This is a genomic window from Ensifer sp. 38_S197 (genome assembly GCF_056924495.1).
Map to the genome: position 1 here is coordinate 1,134,686 of NZ_JBXOVZ010000001.1, position 21,575 is coordinate 1,156,260.

At 62.0% G+C, this 21,575-nt stretch carries 23 protein-coding genes and 1 pseudogene; 10 read left to right on the forward strand and 14 right to left on the reverse strand.

What is annotated here, in order from left to right:
• Positions 1 to 184 precede the first annotated feature (184 nt).
• Positions 185 to 589: a DUF1236 domain-containing protein gene (locus AC1Z3V_RS05120; protein ID WP_429814338.1), complete on the reverse strand. Its 405-nt coding sequence runs from the start codon at positions 587 to 589 to the stop codon at positions 185 to 187.
• An 894-nt stretch (positions 590 to 1,483) separates the two neighbouring features.
• Between AC1Z3V_RS05120 and AC1Z3V_RS05125 the strand changes: the two genes are divergently transcribed.
• On the forward strand, positions 1,484 to 2,557 hold the full coding sequence (locus AC1Z3V_RS05125; RefSeq protein ID WP_483497616.1) for a nucleotidyltransferase family protein: 1,074 nt from the start codon (positions 1,484 to 1,486) through the stop codon (positions 2,555 to 2,557).
• A 208-nt stretch (positions 2,558 to 2,765) separates the two neighbouring features.
• The gene (locus AC1Z3V_RS05130; protein ID WP_483497618.1) at positions 2,766 to 3,332 is read left to right on the forward strand and encodes a hypothetical protein; all 567 of its coding nucleotides are present in this window, start codon (positions 2,766 to 2,768) and stop codon (positions 3,330 to 3,332) included.
• Between the two features lie 135 nt (positions 3,333 to 3,467).
• Here AC1Z3V_RS05130 and AC1Z3V_RS05135 read toward each other — a convergent pair whose 3' ends face one another.
• A complete protein-coding gene (locus AC1Z3V_RS05135; RefSeq protein ID WP_483497619.1) occupies positions 3,468 to 3,731 on the reverse strand; it encodes a hypothetical protein in 264 nt (87 codons plus the stop codon).
• 139 nt (positions 3,732 to 3,870) lie between these two features.
• Entirely contained in the window at positions 3,871 to 4,056 is a 186-nt protein-coding gene (locus AC1Z3V_RS05140; RefSeq protein WP_057252114.1) for a hypothetical protein, read from the reverse strand.
• A 331-nt stretch (positions 4,057 to 4,387) separates the two neighbouring features.
• On the opposite strand from AC1Z3V_RS05140, the gene minC reads away from it, so the two are divergent.
• The 3 genes from minC to minE all read left to right on the forward strand — a co-directional run bounded on the left by minC (position 4,388) and on the right by minE (position 6,328).
• Positions 4,388 to 5,137, forward strand: a complete 750-nt coding sequence (minC, locus tag AC1Z3V_RS05145) for a septum site-determining protein MinC (RefSeq protein WP_483497621.1) — start codon at positions 4,388 to 4,390, stop codon at positions 5,135 to 5,137.
• A 118-nt stretch (positions 5,138 to 5,255) separates the two neighbouring features.
• Positions 5,256 to 6,071: a septum site-determining protein MinD gene (gene minD / locus AC1Z3V_RS05150; RefSeq protein WP_429814349.1), complete on the forward strand. Its 816-nt coding sequence runs from the start codon at positions 5,256 to 5,258 to the stop codon at positions 6,069 to 6,071.
• A complete protein-coding gene (minE, locus tag AC1Z3V_RS05155; RefSeq protein WP_173519484.1) occupies positions 6,068 to 6,328 on the forward strand; it encodes a cell division topological specificity factor MinE in 261 nt (86 codons plus the stop codon). Before minD ends, minE begins: the two co-directional genes overlap by 4 nt.
• A 99-nt stretch (positions 6,329 to 6,427) precedes the next feature.
• On the opposite strand, the gene AC1Z3V_RS05160 is transcribed toward minE, so the two are convergent.
• The 10 genes from AC1Z3V_RS05160 to AC1Z3V_RS05205 all read right to left on the reverse strand — a co-directional run bounded on the left by AC1Z3V_RS05160 (position 6,428) and on the right by AC1Z3V_RS05205 (position 15,811).
• Positions 6,428 to 7,279 (reverse strand): cupin domain-containing protein, encoded by an 852-nt coding sequence (locus AC1Z3V_RS05160; protein ID WP_483497623.1) that lies wholly within the window; start codon positions 7,277 to 7,279, stop codon positions 6,428 to 6,430.
• Positions 7,280 to 7,346: 67 nt separating this feature from the next.
• Positions 7,347 to 7,913, reverse strand: a complete 567-nt coding sequence (locus AC1Z3V_RS05165) for a TetR/AcrR family transcriptional regulator (RefSeq protein ID WP_483497625.1) — start codon at positions 7,911 to 7,913, stop codon at positions 7,347 to 7,349.
• A gap of 33 nt (positions 7,914 to 7,946) precedes the next feature.
• Positions 7,947 to 9,032: a Gfo/Idh/MocA family protein gene (locus AC1Z3V_RS05170; protein WP_483497627.1), complete on the reverse strand. Its 1,086-nt coding sequence runs from the start codon at positions 9,030 to 9,032 to the stop codon at positions 7,947 to 7,949.
• Between the two features lie 32 nt (positions 9,033 to 9,064).
• Positions 9,065 to 9,904: a carbohydrate ABC transporter permease gene (locus AC1Z3V_RS05175; RefSeq protein WP_483497628.1), complete on the reverse strand. Its 840-nt coding sequence runs from the start codon at positions 9,902 to 9,904 to the stop codon at positions 9,065 to 9,067.
• A gap of 1 nt (position 9,905) precedes the next feature.
• Positions 9,906 to 10,814 (reverse strand): carbohydrate ABC transporter permease, encoded by a 909-nt coding sequence (locus AC1Z3V_RS05180; RefSeq protein ID WP_483497630.1) that lies wholly within the window; start codon positions 10,812 to 10,814, stop codon positions 9,906 to 9,908.
• Between the two features lie 4 nt (positions 10,815 to 10,818).
• Entirely contained in the window at positions 10,819 to 11,892 is a 1,074-nt protein-coding gene (locus AC1Z3V_RS05185) for an ABC transporter ATP-binding protein (RefSeq protein ID WP_483497631.1), read from the reverse strand.
• The gene (locus tag AC1Z3V_RS05190) at positions 11,889 to 12,815 is read right to left on the reverse strand and encodes an ROK family protein (protein WP_483497633.1); all 927 of its coding nucleotides are present in this window, start codon (positions 12,813 to 12,815) and stop codon (positions 11,889 to 11,891) included. Before AC1Z3V_RS05190 ends, AC1Z3V_RS05185 begins: the two co-directional genes overlap by 4 nt.
• The gene (locus AC1Z3V_RS05195) at positions 12,815 to 13,612 is read right to left on the reverse strand and encodes a 6-phosphogluconolactonase (RefSeq protein ID WP_483497634.1); all 798 of its coding nucleotides are present in this window, start codon (positions 13,610 to 13,612) and stop codon (positions 12,815 to 12,817) included. The genes AC1Z3V_RS05190 and AC1Z3V_RS05195 overlap by 1 nt, the downstream gene beginning before the upstream one ends.
• A complete protein-coding gene (locus AC1Z3V_RS05200) occupies positions 13,609 to 14,484 on the reverse strand; it encodes a sugar phosphate isomerase/epimerase family protein (protein WP_483497636.1) in 876 nt (291 codons plus the stop codon). The genes AC1Z3V_RS05195 and AC1Z3V_RS05200 overlap by 4 nt, the downstream gene beginning before the upstream one ends.
• Positions 14,485 to 14,551: 67 nt before the next feature.
• On the reverse strand, positions 14,552 to 15,811 hold the full coding sequence (locus tag AC1Z3V_RS05205; protein WP_483499557.1) for an ABC transporter substrate-binding protein: 1,260 nt from the start codon (positions 15,809 to 15,811) through the stop codon (positions 14,552 to 14,554).
• Between the two features lie 188 nt (positions 15,812 to 15,999).
• Between AC1Z3V_RS05205 and AC1Z3V_RS05210 the strand changes: the two genes are divergently transcribed.
• The gene (locus AC1Z3V_RS05210; protein WP_483497637.1) at positions 16,000 to 16,335 is read left to right on the forward strand and encodes a MurR/RpiR family transcriptional regulator; all 336 of its coding nucleotides are present in this window, start codon (positions 16,000 to 16,002) and stop codon (positions 16,333 to 16,335) included.
• A 13-nt stretch (positions 16,336 to 16,348) separates the two neighbouring features.
• Here the strand turns inward: AC1Z3V_RS05210 and AC1Z3V_RS05215 are convergent, their stop codons facing one another.
• Positions 16,349 to 17,440, reverse strand: coding sequence for a citrate synthase/methylcitrate synthase (locus tag AC1Z3V_RS05215; protein WP_483499558.1), 1,092 nt, complete (start codon positions 17,438 to 17,440; stop codon positions 16,349 to 16,351).
• 74 nt (positions 17,441 to 17,514) lie between these two features.
• On the opposite strand from AC1Z3V_RS05215, the gene AC1Z3V_RS05220 reads away from it, so the two are divergent.
• The 4 genes and pseudogenes from AC1Z3V_RS05220 to AC1Z3V_RS05235 all read left to right on the forward strand — a co-directional run bounded on the left by AC1Z3V_RS05220 (position 17,515) and on the right by AC1Z3V_RS05235 (position 21,575).
• Positions 17,515 to 18,645 carry a citrate/2-methylcitrate synthase gene (locus AC1Z3V_RS05220; RefSeq protein WP_483497638.1) on the forward strand — a complete coding sequence of 377 codons (1,131 nt, stop codon included), beginning with the start codon at positions 17,515 to 17,517 and terminating at the stop codon, positions 18,643 to 18,645.
• 295 nt (positions 18,646 to 18,940) lie between these two features.
• The gene (locus tag AC1Z3V_RS05225; RefSeq protein WP_483497640.1) at positions 18,941 to 19,387 is read left to right on the forward strand and encodes a hypothetical protein; all 447 of its coding nucleotides are present in this window, start codon (positions 18,941 to 18,943) and stop codon (positions 19,385 to 19,387) included.
• 187 nt (positions 19,388 to 19,574) lie between these two features.
• A pseudogene (locus AC1Z3V_RS05230) lies at positions 19,575 to 20,732 on the forward strand (Do family serine endopeptidase); the annotation flags it as partial.
• Between the two features lie 438 nt (positions 20,733 to 21,170).
• Complete coding sequence (locus tag AC1Z3V_RS05235) at positions 21,171 to 21,575, forward strand: cupin domain-containing protein (RefSeq protein WP_483497641.1); 405 nt, start codon at positions 21,171 to 21,173, stop codon at positions 21,573 to 21,575.

Consider the following 21,575-nt stretch of genomic DNA (forward strand, 5'->3'; position numbering starts at 1 on the left):
ATTCGAATAAAGATTCAAAGCAACAGTAAATAAGTTTGCCAAATATCGGCAATTTAGTTTGAAATATATATTAGATATCACAGCAACAATACTGCAATCCAGAATTGGCCGCGACGGTCGGGTGGAACCGCAAAAAGGGCAGCGCGTGAACGCTGCCCCAGGGGAGAGATTATTGCAGTGTGGATCAGTTGACGATCTGCACCACTGTTCTCGACTGCGGTTCCACGATCACCCGCTGGTGGTTGACGACCGCATAGGCGTAGCGCGGGTTGTCCGGAACCGGCGTCAGGACGACGGCCGACGGGATCGGCTTACCGACCACGATCCGTTCCTGAACGACGACAGACGGCGGAGCCGGCTGCTGCGTGACATAGGTGACCACTTCCGGCGGCGGAGGCGTCAGCGCTCCACCGAGCGCGCCACCCACCACGGCGCCGACACCGGCACCGATCGGGCCACCGACGACAGCACCCGCTGCCGCACCACCGGCCATGCCTGCGGCCGTACCGGCTTCCCTATTGGTATCCTGAGCAAAGGCGGAGCCTGCCATTAGAGCAGCAACTGCCGCCGTGATTACAAGCTTCTTCATGATCTCATCCTTTCGTTCGATCATCAACTCAACGAAAGGGATAATAAAATGTTCCAGGTTGCGGTTCCTGCTTTTGCATCACGCTTGATAACTTTTGTTAATAATTTCGGGAATTCTCGAGCCAGATGTGAAGTATGCCTTTCGCTCACCAGAAACTGAGACAGATACTTTGGATTGGCAATGACCTTACTCTCATTTTTCGACCGGCGTGCGTGGACTCATTTCAAAGCGCCGGCCGTCACTGAGTCGCGAGCGGGTTTCCGCCGCTCGGGATGCGCTTGCGCATATCCTACACTCGCGCATGTGAGCATAAGGCGGCCGCCTGGCGTCATGGAATACAGACCGCGAAGCTAAGAACCAGCATCGGTTGGCGATCGGAAAATGCTGATGACCAATTCCGCCAAATCCTCAAAGGATAACCGACACGGATTCCCGTGCCGTGATTGAAACGCTGCCTCTAAACGGAGATCAAAGGGCCGCGCTCATACAGATTGCAAACCGCGTTTTCGAAAAGGTCGTGGATCGGATCGAGCCCGAGAATGAAGCCCTGACCCGTAAGCTGTGCGACCCTGGCGACTGCATCGACAACCATTTTTTCCAGGATGCCGCTGACACTGGATTATGCCGATTACCTCATCGACGCGTTCCTCTGGTACCATATGGTGGATATAGCTGTGGAGGCCGGTAGGCAGGCCGAACAGCCAGCGCCTTGAACTGAACGACGTGCATTTAACCTACTCGTTTTTCCGGATTTTTTTATCCGCCTTGCCGCGGTCCTCTCGCCATCTGCCTTGACAGACGGCAGGCGAGTTATAATGTTTTTGCAGGGTCATTATAACCGAGCGAAGTTATAATGAGTTCGCGCAAACATTATAACCGAGGCCGTCGAGGAAAATGAGAGATATAGACCTTGTATTCCGCACCATGTTCGCGGAACTCGCCCAGCAGACCCTTGATGCGCAATGGCAATCGGACTTTCCGCTCGAGGGCCGCTTTGTCACGGTCCCCGTGAAGGGCAAAGACTATATCTATTTCGACATCCCTACTCCCGAGGGCAAGGACAAGCGGAGCTATGTTGGCCCCGCAGCTGATCCAGAGATCGCAGCGCGTGTCCGGCGACATCGCGAGATCAAGGACAACATCAAGGAGCGGCGACGATTGGTGTCCACGCTTATTCGCTCGGGCGGCATGTCGGCTCCCGATCGGTTCGCCGGCGATGTCACGAAGGCGCTCGCGGATGCGGGGTTCTTTCGCCTGCGTGGTGTTCTCGTCGGCTCGGTTGCCTATGGCTGCTACTCGGGCGTTCTTGGCGTCAGGTTGCCCACGACGGCAATGCAGACGGGCGATGCCGACCTGGCTATGGATTTCGCGATCTCGCAGGAGGTCGATGACAGCCTGCCGCCGATCTTGGGTATCCTTGAGGCAGTCGATCCCTCGTTCCGGGCCGTTCCTCATCAGGCCGACAAGGCGCGCGTGACGGCGTTCGTCAACAAGACCAATTACCGGGTCGAATTCTTGACGAGCAATCGGGGATCGGACGAGTATACGGGCAAGCCTTCCCCCATGCCTGCCCTCGGTGGTGCGTCAGCGGAAAACCTGCGGTTCCTTGATTTCCTGATCTACGAGCCTGTGCGAACGGTGCTGCTCCATCGGGAAGGCGTGAGCGTCAATGTCCCCGCTCCCGAACGGTATGCCGTCCACAAGCTCATTGTGGCCTCTAGGCGGCTCACGGACGCGCTTGGGCGAGCGAAACGGGACAAAGACCTCCTGCAAGCAGCCACACTCTTCGAGGCCATAATCCAAACCCGGCAGGGCGACGTCTTGGCAGACGCATACCAGGAGGCATGGGATCGAGGGGCCTCGTGGCAGGAAGGCCTTGCGGCAGGCATCGCCCTGATGCCTGACAAGGGCAAGGAGGCGCTAGCGGACGCCCTCGGTGTGGAAGTGAACGATCTCGGGAAAGGGTAGCGACATGACAGCGGAAATAGTGCCCGCGGACTTCCCCGGCCTTGCGAGCCTGTGCTGGAACAGAACCCGACACGGCCCATCGATCGCGACATTGCATGGTCGCTGTATCGCGCCAACTGATGGTTCATCTACCAAGACGAACTGACGCCTTAAGGTCGAATTCGGAGAGGGAGAACGGCTGCTCGGGACAGACGGCCCGCCGCCTCCGATGGCTGGCCGTGAGATCACACCGGCGGAAGCTGCCGAAATCCTCGGTATTGATCTCGATCTGTTGGAGCGCCGGGTCAGAGCCAGACGCCTCTTGCGCCGTGAGATCAACGGCAAGATCACCTTCAGCCTCGCTGAAGTGCTGTCCTTGAAGGAGGACGAGGACAGGCGAAACGCCTTGAACGCAGATCCGGGGACGCTTAGGAAGCTGGTCGATTCCTGCAAGGATCAGCTGATGGATATCCGCTCAAGCGCGTTCGCCAACCATTTTCCTTACTATTCGCCAACCGAACTCGAGAAGTTCGCAGGCATGGGAACCGCCCTCGACATGCCGTTGGGTGGCTTCCCGAGCGCGGCTCTCGACAACTACGAATTCGACGCAACCGCGTGGAACCTCGAACGCAGCAAACAAGGAATATATCCGTTCACGACGATCTCATTCGTTGTCGAAGGAGCGGAGGATGGCTTCTCCGTTCGGCAGTATGCAGCCGTCTTCAGCTGCGAGCTGGACGGCCTCAAGGCCAACGCACAAAAGTCTTCTATCTGGATTGAGTTGCGAACGCTGTGAGTAAATCGCCGGGCCGCTTGCGTTTCTGACGGCCCAGCAGAGCATGTCGCGTAATGCAAGCAGTTCGGAATTACGACATGCGCGATATCAGGAACTTAGGGCAAAAGGAGCGAACCTGAACGATCGCGACGCATCTTAGTCGCGGGGCAACCTGCCAAGAAGCAGTTTGTTTCCTTCCCTGTTTCCGCAGCGCGAGCATTTGAGCGTTTGACCAATTGAATTGAGGCGGATGCCCGATCCGCATGTGCTGGCAACCAGCCGACGATCAACCTGCCCCTGATGCCGGCACTTTGCGCATTTTGCCACGAGCACATACCATTCCGGCAACAGTTCCAGCGTCGAGCCGTAGTCGGCAGCATTTTCGCGCGGCATCAGATCGATGCTTCGACGATGCCTCATAATCAGTCCTCTCGAAGCTTCGTCCGATCCCTATCGTGCAGTCAGCCGCGGCTTATGGACGGCTACAGTAGTCGGCGTCCCGGCCAACGCGCTTGCATCGTCGTCAGAGCCGCAATCCCATGAGTAACCGTTTCTTCGATCACCGGGCAGAACCGTCGAGCCGTAGGGAAAGCTGCACGCCGCCGCGCTTCAACCGCGGCAGAGGCGGCGTCATGTCGATGCGCCCGAAGGTGCGCTTGCGCCACTCGGCTTCGCGTTCCCGCTTCTTCCGGGCGGCTGCGACGGCAGCCATGGCGCGTTCGATCACTTCTTCCGTATGGGTCATGGTTTCTGTCCGGCTCATGGGAAACCTCCATTTGTTCACGTTATGTTCTTATTTTAGCACTCCCATGTCAACTCCCTTCGCGGCAACCGGCCGAATCGCGATCGCCGGGGCTCGACGATTCACGCTCCCCTCAGCGGCCGGCAGACAATCAGTCCTCCATCGCCAAGGCACCAACAGTCAAAAGATATGCCTCTTCCAAGAGACCGATTTCCCTTGTTTTTCAATATCGACGGGCTAGTCGCGGGACCTGCCTCATTAACCTTCGCATTGCCGAATTAACCTTTTGTTAACCATTTCCTCGGTACACCGAAGCAACGGAAAATTTACCAAGATGAACGACGTGTTAACTGAATCCCGGCCGATCCGCCTCAAGGGGCGCTCCTTCCTTGCTCTAGCGCTAACCCCCGAGCTGCCTCTCGAGGACTGGCTCACCCGGCTCGACGATCTGGCTTCCCGCTCCGCTGGCTTTTTCCTGCGACGGCCGGTCGTGCTCGATGTCGAAGGGCTCGACATCGATCGTTCACAGTTGCGCGACCTCGTCGATCAACTGGGCAAACGCAACGTCCGGATCATGGGCATCGAAGGCGCACGCCAGTCTTTGCTCGGCGCCGATCTGCCGCCGGCGATGAATGACGGGCGTCCGGCAGCCGACTACGAAGCGAAGATGGCGGAGCAGGCCGAAAGAGCGGCCGAGGTCCCGGAGACGGCAACACAAGCCGTCATCACGGCCGAGCCGCTTGCCGCCAAGGCAACGCCATCGATCGTCGTGACCCAGCCGGTGCGCTCCGGCCAATCGCTGTTCTTCCCCGAAGGCGACGTGACGATCGTCGGTTCGGTCGCCTCTGGCGCGGAGGTCGTGGCCGGCGGCTCGATCCACATCTACGGCGCGCTGCGCGGCCGGGCGATGGCCGGCACCACGGGCAATGCGTCTGCGCGGATTTTCTGCCGCAAGCTCGAAGCGGAACTGATTGCGATCGACGGCTTCTACAAGACGGCCGACGAGATGGAGCCAAACCTGCGCGGCAAGGCCGTGCAGATCTGGCTCGACGGCGAAGCGCTCAAGGCGGGAACTCTCGGCTAGGGCGAGACGAGGACGAGTGCGGGCGGCAGCCGCCCGCATCCCGCTGATGATTTGGGTCAATCCGGCCGAAATCATCAGGACGCAGGCGAAGGCGAATTCTAGATACTTGGAGAGACGAATGGGCAAGGTAGTCGTGGTTACTTCGGGCAAAGGCGGCGTCGGCAAGACGACGTCCAGCGCCGCATTGGGCGCCGCCCTCGCGCAGAATGGCGAGAAGGTCGTCGTCGTGGACTTTGACGTCGGTCTTCGCAATCTCGACCTAGTCATGGGCGCGGAACGGCGCGTCGTCTATGACCTGGTCAACGTGATCCAAGGCGAGGCCAAGCTGTCGCAGGCACTGATCCGCGACAAGCGCCTGGAGACGCTCTACCTGCTGCCAGCCTCCCAGACCCGCGACAAGGACAATCTGACGCCGGAAGGTGTCGAGAAGGTCATTGCCGCCCTTCAGAACGCCTTCGACTGGGTTATCTGCGACAGCCCCGCCGGCATCGAGCGTGGCGCGACGCTGGCCATGCGCCATGCGGATATCGCCATCGTCGTAACCAACCCGGAAGTCTCGTCGGTGCGCGACTCCGACCGCATCATCGGCCTGCTCGATTCCAAGACGCTCAAGGCCGAGAACGGCGAGCGCATGGAAAAGCATCTGCTGCTCACCCGCTACGACCCCCTTCGCGCCGAGCGTGGCGACATGTTGAAGGTCGACGACGTCTTGGAGATCCTGTCGATCCCGCTGATGGGCATCATCCCGGAAAGCGCTGACGTGCTGCGCGCCTCCAACGTCGGCTCGCCGGTCACGCTCGCAGACAACCGTTCAGCCCCGGCGCTCGCCTATTTCGACGCTGCACGCCGGCTCAAGGGCGAAGCCCTGCCGATTACCATTCCCGGTGAAAAGCGCAGCTTCCTTGGCAAAATCTTCGGAAGGAAGGCGGCATGAACCCGTTCCGTTTCTTCTCCCGCTCCCAGTCAGCTCCGGCCGCCCGCGAACGGCTGCAGGTGCTGCTGGCCCACGAGCGCGCATCCGCCGGCGATTCCGATCTCGTCACCAAGCTGCGCGACGAAATCCTCCAGGCGATCTCCAAGCACATGCAGATCGACGATGAAAAGGTCCGCGTGACGATGGAGCGCGGCGCCCAGGTCTCGACGCTCGCAGTCGATATCGAGATCCCGTTCGACGCCAAGAAGGCGGCCTGACGGCCGCCTACTATTTTCGGAAGCAACGTCGTCGCTGACGGTTTCCGGGCATTTCGGCGTGGCAGTACCCAGCGGATACTGCCACCTCTTCGCCGGTTATCAGAAGTCCGGCGCGACGCCGAAGACAAACTCCACCTTCTCACCCGACATGTTGAAATACTGGTGGTCGGTCCCCGCCGGAATATAGAAGCCGTCGCGCGGGTTGAGCTCGAACCAGACTTGCCCTTCCGCTTGCGGCACGTGGATGTTCAGCGTACCGGAAACGATGTAAAGGCACTCGTCGCCTTTGTGGCTCTCGATGCCGGTGCGCTTTCCGGCAAGCAGCGTCGTCTTGCCGACGGTCAGCTGATCGGTGGCGCAATAGAGGCCGGTATAGGCGCCCTGCGTTTGCTGGTCGAGGCTCCAGAGCAGATCGGCATCGCGCATCGGATGGATTGTCCTGGCCTTGCGCTGCTCTTCCGCTTTCATCGGCCAGCGGCCGATGAACTCGCTCTGGCCATAACGCGACTGATCGATCTCGAGGTAGGGCTTGGTGCGCGCGTAGGGGCCTGACGTGCCCTTGGCCGGCGGCGGTGCGAAGAACTCGAGGACGCGGACCTGCTCGTTACCGAGGTTGAAACCGTGGTGCCAGGTATCCTTGCGGAAGAACAGCGCCTCGCCTTCACGAGCGACGCAGAATTCGCCAGTCTCCGGATTGGCAAGGCCAAGTGTGCCGCTCAGCACGTAGAGAACCTCGTCCGCCCCGAAGATTGTACGGAAAGCTTCCGTGTGCTTGAAGCAGCCACCCGGCTGCATGCCGAAGACGATCTGGTGGATGCTTTCCGTCGAGGCATAGATCCAGTCGTCGACGAGACCGGCATTTTCCTCGCCCCAGAGATGCCGCGTGACGTTCGCATAGGGGATGGGCGTAGGACGATCGAAAACGGGACGGGGCGACGGCTTGTATCCCATCGGAAAACTCCTTGGTTCTGGGCGCGAAGCGGCGCGCCGATGTGGGGATGTCCGCGCGCGGAGCGCGCTATTTCGGCGGTGCGGGCGCGTGCGTCCGCTCGAGGAGCCGGGCGGTGACGGCGCGCTTCATATCCGGGTCGAGATGCATGACATTGAAGACCTCCGCCAGCCACATGCCCTCCACCGCCAGGCGCGTGATTGTCGCCTCGACCGGATCGAGGCCGTCGTTTTCGACAGCCGCCTGGCAGCGGATGTTTTGCTGGCGTACGATCTCCAGAAGGTCGGGAAAGTTCGAAAGCGCTGCCGTAATGCTGGCGCCGAGACGGTCGTACTGATCGCCGGTGCTCGCGGCCTCGCCGAGAGTGGCACGCACATAGGCGCGGGTGTAGCGGCCATGCGGATCCTCGTCCGCGGTTTCGAGACCGGCCAGCCCAGTCTCGAAACGGTAGACGAAACGCTCGACCATCGCCCTCACTAGCGCGTCCTTGCTGGCGAAATGGTAGAGGATTCCGCCCTTGCTGAGGCCGGTCTGTTCCGCCACTTCGTCGAAGGTGAGAGATGACACGCCCTTGCCGACGACGATCGCTTCGGCGGCGGTCAGGATGCGGTCACGTGCAGTTTCGCGTTTTGCCATGTCGTCAATCCAGGTGTTCGAAATATCGTCCTGCTATAGCCTTGAACTCTCCCGCAGGCGACCGACGATCTCGGTCATCAGCGCCAGGTCCTCGCGCGAGTCGGCAAGTGTCGTCTTTGGTTTCGTGCCGTTGGTGAGATGGTCGTGGAAGGCACGCAACTCCAGAGCGAATGGGTCGCTATAGTCCGGGCCGAAGGTCCGCGTTTCGGTCTCGGTGTCGGTGGAATCGATCACTTCGAGCGAAGTTGGCAGATTGCGGATATAGGGCGTATCGTAGCTGACGCGCAGTTGGCGACGGTCGGACAGCACCTCGATGCGCGCGTCGAAGCGGGCAACATTGTCGATCAATGCCTCGTAGATCGCGGTGAAGTGGCCGTAGTCGAAGAGCGCGACGATCGACTCCCCATTGGCCTTGTGGTGCGCGGCGATGACCCGCTTCGGCGGGCCGATCAGTTCGCGCATCGCCGACAGACTGTGCGACGACAACCCGGTCAGCACCTGGTAGGCACGCATCAGGTCAGCCGGCGCATCCCCGCCGACCACCTGCTTCAAAAGCGCCGTCGTCTGCGCACGAGATTCCGCCAGGAACGCCTGATCGAGATCCGTGGGATAGAAGATGTTGCGGGTCTGGCGAATGAAGAACGGGCCTTCGCAGATGATGTCGCGGACGCGGACATAGCGTACATCGCTCTGCGCCGGCATCATCGCCTTGGCGCGCAGGAAGCTTGGCGAATAGCGGCGCATATAGGCGATGAAGAGCAGCCGGTCGGCGGCCTCCGCCAGCGGCGCTACGGCGTCGATTTCGCCGAGCGTGAGACAGGCGGGCTTTTCGAGGAAGACGTGCTTCTTTGCCTTCAGCGCCATCTCAAGATAGAAACTGTGCGTCTGGTCCGGCGTCAGGATGAAGACCGCGTCGATGTCAGGCGAAGAGACAAGGTCCTCCGCAGTTTCGAATTTTCTCGCGCCGGGATAACGGGCCGAGCAATAGGCCGTCAGGCTCGGCGAAACGTCATAGACGCCGGCTATTTCGAAGAGATGGCGGTGATCGGCCAGGATCGGCAGATGCATGAGCTGGCTCACCTCGCCAAGCCCGATCAAACCAACGCGAACGACACGCATGGGAGTACCCTTTCCGCCTCTAACCGAGGCAATCAACCCTTGACCGCGCCGGCCGTCAGGCCGGAGACGATGTGTTTCTGGAATATGAGAGCGAGAACGATGAGCGGCACCGTGACGATGGTCGAGGCGGCCATGATCGCACCATAGGGGAATTCGTAGCGGCTCGATCCGGAGATCAGCGCGATCGCCACCGGCACGGTGCGGTTCTCGTCGGTGAGAATGAAGGTCAGCGCGAACATGAACTCGTTCCACGAGGCGATGAAGGCGAGCAGTCCGGTTGAGATCAGCGCCGGCCCCATCATCGGCAGGAAGATGCGGCACACGATACGCAGCGGCGAGCAGCCGTCCATGATCGCCGCCTCCTCGATCTGCTTCGGTAGGTCGCGCATAAAGGTCGTCAGCACCCATATGTTGAAGGGCAGCGTGAAGATCATGTAGGCGAAGATCAGCGAGCCAATCGTGTTGTAGAGCCCAAGCCAGCGGATCATCTCGAAGAGGCCCGAGAGCAGCGCGATCTGCGGGAACATCGAGACGGCCAGCACCAAAAGCATGATCGGCGAGCGACCGCGGAATTCGATGCGTCCGAGCGCATAGGCCGCGCCGACCGCGAGCATCAGCGACAGCGCCACGACCGAGAAGGCGACGATCAGCGAGTTCAGCAGCGAGCGCAGAAACACCCCGTCCGAAAGGATCGCCGCGTAATTGTTGAACTTCAGATCCGGGAAGAACGTTACGTCGAAGATCGCCTGCCCGGATTTCAGCGACGACGCGATCATCCAATAGAAGGGAAACAACGTATAGAGCGCAACGATGCCGAAGAGGGAGTAGATTGCTATTGTGTGCAGGTGCTTGCCGGTGTTGCTTCTGACCATGTCAAACTCCCATGAGGCGGCGATTGAGACGGAAGACGGTAACGTAGATAGCGGTAACCAGCGCGATCATCAGGAAAACTGCCGTGCTGGCCGCCGAGCCGACACCCATATCCTGGAAATTGACGAGAACCTCGCGGGCATAGATCGAGACGGTCTTGGTGTCGTCACTGTTGGAGGACAGCACGTAGCTCAAGTCGAACATGCGTAGCGCATCGAGCAGGCGGAAGAGCACGGCGACGGCGATGCTGGGGGCCAGCAGCGGCAAGGTCAGCGAGATGAATTGTTTCCATGCCGGCACGCCGTCGATCGAAGCTGCCTCATAGATACCGCGCGGCAGCATCGTGAGGCCTGCGAGGATCAGGAGCACCATGAAGGGCGTAGTGATCCAAACATCGACGGCGATGATCACGGGCATCACCAGCACCGAGTTAGCGGTCCAGGCAACGCCGCTTTCAATCACGCCGGCAAGCTTCAGCACATGGTTCACGATGCCGAACTGGTCATGCAGCATCCATTGCCACATGCGCGCGCTGACGACGACCGGGATCGACCAGGGGATCAGGATGATCGCCCGCATCATGCCGCGGCCGGCAATATGTGAGTTGAGGAGCAGCGCGATCGTCAGGCCGAGCACCGTTTCGATCGAAACGGAAATGACGGTGAAATAGAGCGTGTTGCGGACCGACTGCCACCACAGCGGATCCTCGAACAGCGCGTAATAGTTGTCGAAGCCGACATAGCTGTAGAAGTCCGGCTCTGTCAGCAGGGCATCGGTGAAGGAAAAGAGAAAGGTGCGGCCCAGCGGCCAGAGCGCCACGCCGGTCAGGACGAGCAGGCTTGGCGCGAGAAACAGCCAGGCGGTACGAACACGCGCCTGCCGCAGTCCCGTCGATCGTGAAGCCGACGTCATGATCTCACGCTCCCTTGGCCGAGAGCGCCAGGTCGTCGGCACCGAAGATATGCGCCTTCGAAGTCAGCCAGCCGACGGTAATGTCGGCATTCGGCTTGAGATCGAGTTTGCCTTGCGCCTTGACGACCAGCGACTGGCCGTTGCCGAGCCGCGCATGGACGAGCGCCTCGCCACCGAGCGGCTCGACAAGCTGCACGGTCGCCGGCAGGCGGACGTCGCCGCCGCCAAGGATTAGGTCTTCCGGCCGGATGCCGACGCTGACCTCGCCTTCATAGCCCAGATCCTCAAGCCCATGGCGGGCGTCGAGCACTTCGAGGCGGCTTCCGCCGCCGTCATTGGCAAGCTTTCCGGTGAGAAAATTCATGCGCGGCGCGCCGATGAAACTGGCGACGAATCTGTTGGCCGGGCGCTCGTAAAGCTCCATCGGCGTGCCCACCTGGGAGATGCGGCCGTCCTTCAGGACGACGATGCGATCCGCCAGCGTCATGGCCTCCAGTTGGTCGTGGGTGACATAAACGGTTGTGGCTTTGAGCTCGCGGTGGATGCGGGCGATTTCAACCCGCATCTCCATGCGCAGATCGGCGTCGAGGTTAGACAGCGGCTCGTCGAACAGGAAGAGCTTCTGCGAGCGCACGAGCGCGCGGCCGATGGCGACGCGCTGCTGCTGGCCGCCGGAGAGCTGGGCCGGACGACGCGCGAGCAGATGTTCGATCTTCAGGAACCGGGCGACCTTCGCCACGCGCTCCTTGATTTCGCCGCCGGCAAGCCGCGCCGTTTCCAGCGCAAAGCCGAGATTGCGCTCGACGCTCATGTGCGGATAGAGCGCGTAGGATTGGAACACCATGGCAATGCCACGACGCGCCGGCGGCGTTTCGTTCATGCGCGCGCCGCCGATCTGCAACTCGCCGTCAGTAATTTCCTCGAGCCCTGCGATCATGCGCAAGAGCGTCGACTTCCCGCAGCCTGAGGGGCCGACGAAGACGACGAATTCGCCTTCTCCAACCGAAAGGTTGACCTTGTCGATCACGGTCAGCGCACCGAAGCGCTTGACGACATTGGTAAGGGCAATTCCACTCATTGGCGCACCGTCTGGTTGGCAGTCCTGTTTGCAAGCGCGGCAACGCCGATGGCGCAGGCCGCATCACCGAGGAGGCTTGGAACGATCGGCATGTCGCGCGCACCGTCGGCCCAGATGAACGGCCGCGTCAGCGCGGCGAGCCGCGCATTGACCGACGGGTCGCCGCCGATGCCGCCGCCGAGAATGAGCACGGCCGGATCCAGCGTGTTCACCAGCTGGCCGAGATAGGAGGCGAGCGACAGAAGACCGTCGGCCACCATCCGTGCTGCCCGCGGGTCGTCAGCTTCGGCTTCGAAGAGTTGCAGCGCGCTTGCGTCCGGTCGGCCAATCAACCGGCCGTAACGCTCGCCCAAGGCCTTCCCGCTCGCAAAAAGCTCGAGGTTGTGGCGAACCGCCTGGTCCCGCCTTTCGCCCGAGAAAGCGACGAGATCGCTGCCGGAGAAATGGATCGCGAAGCCACGCGCCCCCGCATACGGCGCCCCGCCGATGACCAACGAATGCGAAAGCCCGGTGGAGATAGTCACGTAGACGAAGGGATCGATACCGCGACCTGCGCCAATCCAGCCTTCGGCGAAGGCGGCGGCGCGCACGTCGCTGTCGACATGCAGCGCCCCGTAGCCGCCGAGACGGCCATGGTAGTCGAGGCCGCGCCAATCGAAATTCCAGGCGGAGGCCGGCTCGCCGTTACCTGTCACCAGCTCCGGCAGGCAAACGCCGAGCCCTGTCGTCTCGACACCAAGCGCTTCGCCTTCGCGGCGAATGGTTTCCGCAAGCGACACCACCAGTTCGAGCACGGCGGCACCGCCCCCCTGGCAATGGCTCGGCTCGGTGCGTTCGGCGATCACGGCGCCGTCGGCAAGACGTACAAGGCAGGCCTTGGTCTTCGTTCCCCCGACATCGATGCCGATGGCATGCTGGCCCATCACCGCGCTCCCCATTCGCCGGCAGCGTCCGCATCGGCATGGAGTTCTGCACCCTGGCATTCGACGACGATGGTGGCCGGCCAGGTCGGATCATAGACGCGCGTACCGGTCAGGCGATAGAAGGCGTGATTCTTGCCTTCGCCCCAGACGATCATCGCCACCGCCTTCGACTGTTCGGCGATCGAGCCGATGCCGATCGTCACTCCATGCGAGGGCACGTCGTCGATGCCGGCGAAATCCGGAAAGGTCGCGAGATTGTCGCGCCGCGTCTGTTCGGCAAGGGCAACGATGCGCGTGCGGCTGTCGCGGGCAGAGCCCGGCGGGTTGAAGGCGATGTGGCCGTCACCGGCGCCGGAAGCAAGCAGGAAGAGATCGATACCGCCGGCGGCAGCGATGCGCTCATCGTAGCCGCCAGGTGCCGCGATATCCGGCATCCAGAAGTTTTCGGACGGAATGCGGAAGTTGTCCGGCAGCGCCGCATTGATGCGGCCGACGATCTCCCGTTTACCGAAGCCACGGCAGGAATAATGCGCCTCAGACGGCGGCGGGGCAAAACCGCCACCTTCCGCGGGACGGAGATATTCGTCCATCATGACGATGATCAGCCGCGAGCAATCGATGGGCTCGCCGGCAAGACGGCGTCCGAGCGCCTCATAGACCGGCAACGGACTGCGGCCGCCCGGGCAGCCGAGAACGTAGTTGCGGCTTGCGGCAGTCGCTTCGCGAATTCCGGCAATAATCCGCGCCGCAAGGCGATCGCCGATGGCGACGGGCGTATCGTGGATTTCGATCTTCATGCGCCGGCCCCGTTCGCAAGGAGCGTCGAGACGAAGTCATAGTTGCGACGGGCGATCGTTTCCGGCGTATCGGGATGGTTCAGCGCCAGATCCTGCTCGACCACCAGCGGGCCATCGTAACCGGTCTCGCGCAGCACCGACACGAAGGCGGCGATATCGACGACGCCGCGATCGAGATCGGTCATGATGCCCTCTTCGAAGGCGCGGTCCGAGTGGATGCCTTCGGAAAGCACCCGCTCGCGAAAGGCACCATCGACATTCTTCAGATGAACCGAATTGATGCGGCCGTGGTGGCGTCGATAGAAGGCGATCGGGTCGGTTTTCCAATAGGCATGGTGGCCGGTATCGAGGCAAAGCCCGACGAGATCGGGATCGGTGTCGGCTAGTAGCCGCTCGATCTGGTCCTCAAGCTCGACGCAGGTGCCGACATGCGGGTGGAAGCTGAACTGCAACCCATAGCTGCGGGCAATCGCCGCCGCCCGGTTCGTCTGGTCGATCATCGCGCACCAGCCGGCCCCATCGACGACGCCCATGCGGTCCTTTGGGTAGAACTCCGACTCGTCCATCAGGATGAAATGCGTGCCGCCGATTTGCGAAAGCAGCTTGCAGACGGCCTGCGTCTTTTCCTCAAGCACCGGCCAGGTGGATGCATCGGCAAGGGTATGGACATGGGCCGCCGCGACGACCTTGAGATCGCGGCTTGCCAACTCGGACGAAAGCACCTTGGCGTCCGTGGAAAAGTAGCCATAGGGGCCGAGCTCGGTGTGCCGGTAGCCAGCCGCATGGGTGCGGTCGAGATAGTCGGTCCAGCCGAGAGCATTCCCCTGGGGCCAATAGATGCCCCAGCAGCACGGTGCGATCGCAATATTCACGTCGGTTTCCTCAGATCCTGTTGTGGCGGGATCCGTCACGCCGGACCCCCGTGTCGTCGAGGCGGACTTACCAGCCCCGCGCCTTCAGCCGCTCCAGATCGCTGCTGACCTTGGCGAGCGCGTCCGCAGCACTCTCCTTGCCGCTCAGCACATTGTGAACGCCGTTGAATATCCGCTGCGAGACGCGATTATAGGAGGCACCGGTCACCTGTGACGGCCGCGACGCGCTTTCGGCATAGGCCTTCTCGGCGAAGGCGAGCGACGGATTGGCGGCGAGGATGTCGTTGTCCTCGTAAAGCGCCTTCAAGGTCGGGCTATAGGCCTGCAGCGCGCGGCGCTTCTGCTCCTTGGCGCCAGTCAGATAGCGCACCAGGCTGACAGCCGCATCGACATCGTCGGCATATTTGGAAACGCCGAGCAGGCCGGCGCCGTAGCAGCCACTCGATTTCTGGCCTTCCGCCCCGACCGGCAGCGCCATGACGCCGATCTTGCCACGCAGCGAGGAATCCTCGGCCTGAGTCGTGCCCCAGACATAGCTCCAGTTGCGGTGGAAAACGGAATTGCCGGCCTCAAACACGCCGCGCGAACCTTCTTCGTCGTAGTTCAGCACGCCCTCGGGGCTGATGTTGCCGATCCAGGAACGGGCGAGATCGAGCGCCTTGACGGCCTCGGGATTGTTCGCGGTGATGGTACCATCCGGCGAGATGAAATTGCCGCCGCCGAAGGAAGCGACCCACTCGAGCGCGTCGCAGGTAAGCCCCTCATAGGCGCGACCCTGCCAGACATAACCCCACATGTCGGGGCTGCCGCCGGCGCGTTCCTTGTCCTGGATGAACTTCGCCGTTTCGGTGAGCTCCTGCCAGGTCTTCGGTTCGCCCTTGCCGTATTTCTCGAGCAGATCCTTGCGGTAGAACATCAAGCCGGCATCGACGAACCAGGGCATTGCCAGAAGCTTGCCGCCGATGGTGGCGTCGGCGAGCGAGGATTCGAAATGGGCGGAGATTTCGTTGGCCGGAACCTTTTCACGCAGGTCGACTAGATGCGGCGCCAGCGTTCCGACCCAGATGTTGTCGAGGGTCAGGACGTCGACATCACCGGACTTGCCGGCGAGCAGCTGTTGGTAGAGCGGCAGCGCCTCGCCCCAGTTGGCTGGCATCTTGTTGATCTTGACGGTGTTGCCGGTTTCCTTGGCCCAGGCCTCGGAGGCCGACTGGCAAAGCTCGAGCTCGGCGCCGGCCGAGCTGCAGAAAATCGAGACTTCGGCTGCAGCCGCCGGCATGGCGGCAAAAGCGACACCGGCCATGGCGGCCGCCTTGAAGCACTTCATCCAACGCATTCTCGTCTCCTCCCCAGAAAACGTTTTGTTGCGATCAGCGATAAATGCTTACTATACCGTCCGGACGGTACAGTAAAGTGAAAAATCGTGGAAGCGATCAGGACGGTGGGGAAATAGTCCGGCCGCCTTCGAGAGGATGCACTCGCCCTGCCTACGCAGGCGCGGTGAGGAGGATTGCGATGGAGAGCACCACCATGTCGACAAGCCATGAGAATGCGGTCGTCGAAACGAACGCGGCGCAAAGGCGCCCCGGCGACATGAGGGAATTGAAGGGGATGTTTGCGTCCCGAGCGCTCAGACTTCCGCCGCAGCTCGAACAGGTCGCCCTGGTCGCGCTGGCGAAGCCGGACCTCGTCGCTTTCGGCAGCGCCCGCTCGATCGCGCTTGCCTGCGCCGTCTCGCCGACGACGGTCGCCCGTTTTGCGACCGTCCTCGGTTTCGACGATTTCCGTGACCTGAAGGTGTTCTTTCAACGACACCTGCGAAATACGCTGATGGTCTCCGTCTCACCGTAGAGCACGCCCGCGCTCAGGCCGCCTGTTGCGGCAGAGGCCCGACATAGATGGAGCGCGGCCGGATAAGCCGGCCTTCGAGCGCCTGCTCGCGCGCGTGGGCGACCCAGCCGACAGTGCGGCCGATCGCAAAAACGCCGGTAAAGGCCTCGCGCGGGAAATTCAGCGCATCGAGCAGAAGCGCGGTATAGAACTCCACATTGACGTCGAGTGGACGGTCGGGCTTGCGCACCTTCAAGATCGCGAGCGCCGACCGTTCGACCGCTTCGGCCAGCTGAATACGATTACGGTTCGCTGGGTCGGCGGCGATCAGTTGTCTCAATGCGCCTTTCAACGCGTCGGCACGGGGGTCGCGGACACGATAGACGCGATGGCCAAAGCCCATCAGCCGCTCGCCGCGGTCGAGTGCTCGGGTGAGCCAGATTTCCGCATTCTCCGGTGTTCCGATCGCATCGAGCATGTCCAGCACCGGACCCGGCGCGCCGCCGTGAAGCGGCCCCTTGAGAGCGCTGATTGCAGCGAGCACCGAAGATGTGAGGCCGGCTTTCGTGGACGCGACCACACGTGAGGCGAAGGTGGAGGCGTTGAGGCCGTGGTCCGAAATCGTCACCAGATAGGCATCGAGCGCCGCCACTTCTTGCCTCATCGGCACCTTTGCGCCGAGCATCGCCAGGATATCGGCGGAGTGCGACAGCGACGGCCTCGGCGCAACCGGGCTTTCACCCCTTTTCAGGCGCAGCACAGCCGTCAGGAAAACGGCCGGGGCGGCAAGCAAGCGCAGCGCCGTATCGAGATCATCACCATCCGGAAGCCGGGCGATCAGCGCGCGCATGATGTCGACTGGCGGCAGTTCCAGTAGCGCGTCGTCGATCGCGCCGACATGGGCGAACACCTCTGCACGCTTCTGTCCGAGGCCCCGGGCAAGCTCGGTGCGATCTGGAGCATTCCCCACCAACCCGTCGACTAGCAGGGCCACGACATCTTCATAGCTGGCGTAACCGACCAAGTGATCGAGCGATACGCCACGAATGATCAATTCGCCGGCCTCACCGTTGACATGGGAAAGCTGCGTCTCGGCGGCGACGACGTCTTCAAGTCCGTTCTTCATCATCAGTTTCTCCTTTACGCGAAGGATGATCCGACCTAGACCTATTGACGTCAATCTTGATGCAATTGATCAATATGAAGACACTCTGGATCACCGCCGAAGAGGCGCTCGCCCGGCTCGGCAGCAAGCGGCAGACGCTCTATGCCAATGTCAGTCGCGGGCGCATTCGCGCCAAGCCCGACCCGACTGATCCGCGCCGCAGCCTCTACCAGGCAGACGACGTGCACCGGTTGGCCGAACGCCATGCCGGGCGGCGGCAGGCGGCGGTCGTTGCCGCCGAAGCGATCCGCTGGGGCGAACCGGTTCTGCAGACAACGATCTCCAGTATCGCTGGCGGACGGTTATTCTATCGCGGCCGCGATGCGGTCGAACTCTCCGGCGACGCGACATTGGAGGAGATTGCCACACTGCTTTGGCAATCATTCGAGGCAGTGACCGTTCCCGCCGATGACCATGGTGGCAGTCAATCGCGCCTGACCGCAACATTCGGACGCCTGGCTGCACGGATCGAGAGCGACCTACCGGCACTCGGGAGACGGCCGGCGATACTCAAGGCCGAAGCCGCCGAGGTGCTTGCTACCGCCGCGGCGGGGCTGGCGCCGTCACGAGAACCAATGCCGCTGCACCAGCGGCTGGCACTGGGCTGGGGGCGGCCGGAGGCGGCGGAACCGATCCGCAAATGCCTGGTGCTGACCGCTGAGCACGAACTCAATGTTTCGGCCTTCGCGGCCAGGGTCACGGCCTCCTCGGGTGCTGCGCTTTCCGCCGCCACCCTCTCGGGGCTTGCCACGCTGACCGGGCCGAGACATGGCGGTGCGTGGCTCAGCGTCACGCGCCTGGCCGAACAGGCGGCGACGAGCGGCGTCCGCGAGGCGATCCGGGGAATGCTCTCCTCGGAGGGCGTGGTCAGGGCCTTTGGCCATCGCCTTTATCCCGATGGCGATCCGCGCGCCAAGGCGATCATGGCGAGCTTCGATGTGCCGGCGCTCTATACCGCGTTGGCCGAAGCCGGTGAAGAACTGCTCGGAGAGCCCGCCAATCTCGACTTTTCGCTGGCCGCGCTGGCGGCGACATACGACCTTCCGCCAGACGCGCCCCTCGTCATTTTCGCGCTTGCGCGCACCGTCGGCTGGCTCGCCCACGCGATGGAGCAAGTGGAAAGCGGTGAATTGATCCGTCCCCGCGCGCACTACGCCGGCTCGTAAGCCGCCATGCAGCGCAAGCATACAAGCTGAACCTCCAGTAAGCCGCACGCCATTCGCACAAAGAAATCCGCAATACACGCGCAAATCGACTTTCATTACACAAATTTAATGGACGCCAACCTCAGATAAACTTCGAGGTAATATTACACGATATTAACGTGACGACGACCCACGGCAGCATTACCTTCGAGCCGAGGCTGAATATTGCCGGCGACCGCTTTGGCCGCGACGCGACAATAGGAGACGGCCTCGCAGGGAAGCTCCTCCCGCTTCCCGAGTTGAAGGAGAAGCAGATATGCGCTCGCCCCTCAAGACCACTGCCATTGCAACTCTTGCCCTCGTCGTTTTCGCCGGTGGTGCCTTTGCGGCCGATCACCACGACTTCGGTCGCGACAATGACAAGGGCGCCTATACCGGTGATTATTACCAGGGCATTTTCACCCAGGACGACATGACGGCCCCGGCCATGCCTGCCTACCGCGCACCCACTCACATGGCGTCGTCGCGGCTCGACCGCGTTCTGCACGAACTCCGGGTCGACAATCATAGAATCCATGCCGATCGCGAACAGGGCAAGCTGACCGCGGCAAATTACAGGAAGCTCGAGCGGGAAGACGGCGCAGTCCGCGCCCAGGCGGTCAGGGCCGCCGCCGCCCATCACGGCATGCTGCCGACGCAATCCTATGCGCGGTTGCAGAAGGAAGTTCGGCACCTCGACCGCGACATTGCCCGAATGGCCTGATCGGCCGACCGTCTCACCCGGCTTGCGGGTGAGCGTATTGACGGCGCCGGGTTCGCTCATCGAGCCCGGTCCCTCGGCAATCAACACAAGTCTTGCACGAAGCCGATCGAAGCAATGAGCCGTGTTCAGCGCCCATGACGGGCACTCGGCGGGGATCGCTCGGCTTTGGCAGCGAAAGGAAAAGATCATGTCAAACAGTCTGAAGAGATATCGTGCTGCCGCCCTCCTCGGCGCAGCCGTCATCATCGCGCCCTTGTCCGTGGCAAGTTTCGTTGGTCGTGACGTGGCTGCGGCCGCCGCGCCCGGCGCTGCGGTTGCCGTTCCGGCCACATCCGCCGGCTCCTTCGCCCCGATCGTTTCGGCGGACAAGCCGGCGGTCGTCACCATCACGACCGTGATCAAGGCCGACAACGACGAAACGTCACAACTCAGCGGAGACTCGCCCTTCGACGAGCAGTTTCGCCAATTCTTCCGCGACCAGGGCATTCCGCTGCCGGACCAGGCGCCTGAGCGGCGCCCGACTCAACGGGCCGAAGCGCTCGGCTCTGGTTTCGTCGTAACGTCCGATGGCTACATCGTCACCAACAACCATGTCATCGACAAGGCGTCGAGCATCACGGTGACCCTCGACGACGGCACGCAAGTGCCCGCCAAGCTTGTCGGCGCCGATCCAAAGAACGATCTCGCTGTGCTGAAGGTCAAGCCCACGAAACCGCTTGCCACCGTCGCCTGGGGTGATTCCGACACTCTCAGGGTCGGCGACCAGGTGCTGGCGATCGGCAACCCGTTCGGTATCGGCACGACCGTGACGGCCGGCATCGTTTCGGCGCGTGGCCGCGATCTCAACAGCGGTCCCTATGACGACTTCATCCAGATCGACGCGCCGATCAATCGTGGCAATTCCGGCGGACCGCTGGTCGATGCCGAAGGCCGCGTGGTCGGCATCAACACCGCCATCTACTCGCCCAACGGCGGCAGCGTCGGCGTCGGCTTCGCCATTCCCTCCGATCAGGCCCAGAAGGTGGTCGCCGAACTGATGAAGGACGGCTCGATCCAGCACGGCTTCATCGGCGTCGAAATTCAACCGGTGACCGCTGACATCGCCGATGCGATCGGCTTCCCCCAGGCTGAAGGCGCGCTTGTCGCCGGCGTCAACGGCGGAACGCCAGCTGCCAAGGCGGGCCTCAAGGCCGGCGATGTCATCACCGCCTTCGGCGGTAACCCGGTCAAATCACCGCGCGATCTCTCGCGCATGGTTGCCGACCTCGCGCCCGGCACGCCGAAGAGCCTGAGCGTCTGGCGCACCGGCAAGACCAAGGCTCTCTCGATCACCGTCGGCAGCAATGCTGCGGATCGGCAATAGCGGCGAGCCGCGATCCCGACTGCCCGGCCGCCTCGCGGCCGGGCAATTTCCAGCCGGCATTTAGCCGGCCATCTTTTCAATCCGGCTCTGCTCCCGCCAGGCCGCGGGACTGAGAGCCGTCACCCGGCGGAACTCGCGATTGAAATTGGACTTCGTCCACGCCGATATCATCAAGCTCGCCAGCGAGGCATTGCAGCAGAGCCTCGGCGATTAGCGGCTGGTGAAATCGCAACGCGAGCAGCGATACGCATCACCGCCCGGACAGGCAGCTCCGCCTTCCGCCGCCCTCTTCCGAACCCGATGCCGCAGAATACAAAGGCTTACAAAAGCGCCGCCCGGCCGACACACCGCCAATACACGCCTCCGCTGAAATGAGCGTGCTTTCAACGACACACAGGCGACCAACTCTCGGAGGATCTTATGAAAACCACCCGCATCTTCGCCGCCGCATTACTGATCGCCGGCAGCGTGACGACACTTCACCTAGCACAGGCCCAGCAGATGCAGGGCATTCAGCGCACGGACCTGATCAAGAACGAGCTCAGCGTGCCCGGGCACGAAGCCGTGCAGGTCCGCGTCGACATCGAACCGGGCACGACCTCGATCAAACATTCGCATCCGGGCGAAGAGATCGCCTATGTGCTCGAAGGTTCGCTGGAATACCAGCTCGACGGCCGTGCGCCGGTGACGCTTCAGGCGGGACAGGCGCTGTTCATTCCAGCTGGCGTTGCCCATGTGGCGAAGAACGTTGGCACCACCAAGGCGTCTGAACTCGCGACCTACATCGTCAGCAAGGACGCGCCGCTTCTTGTTCCCGTCAAGTAG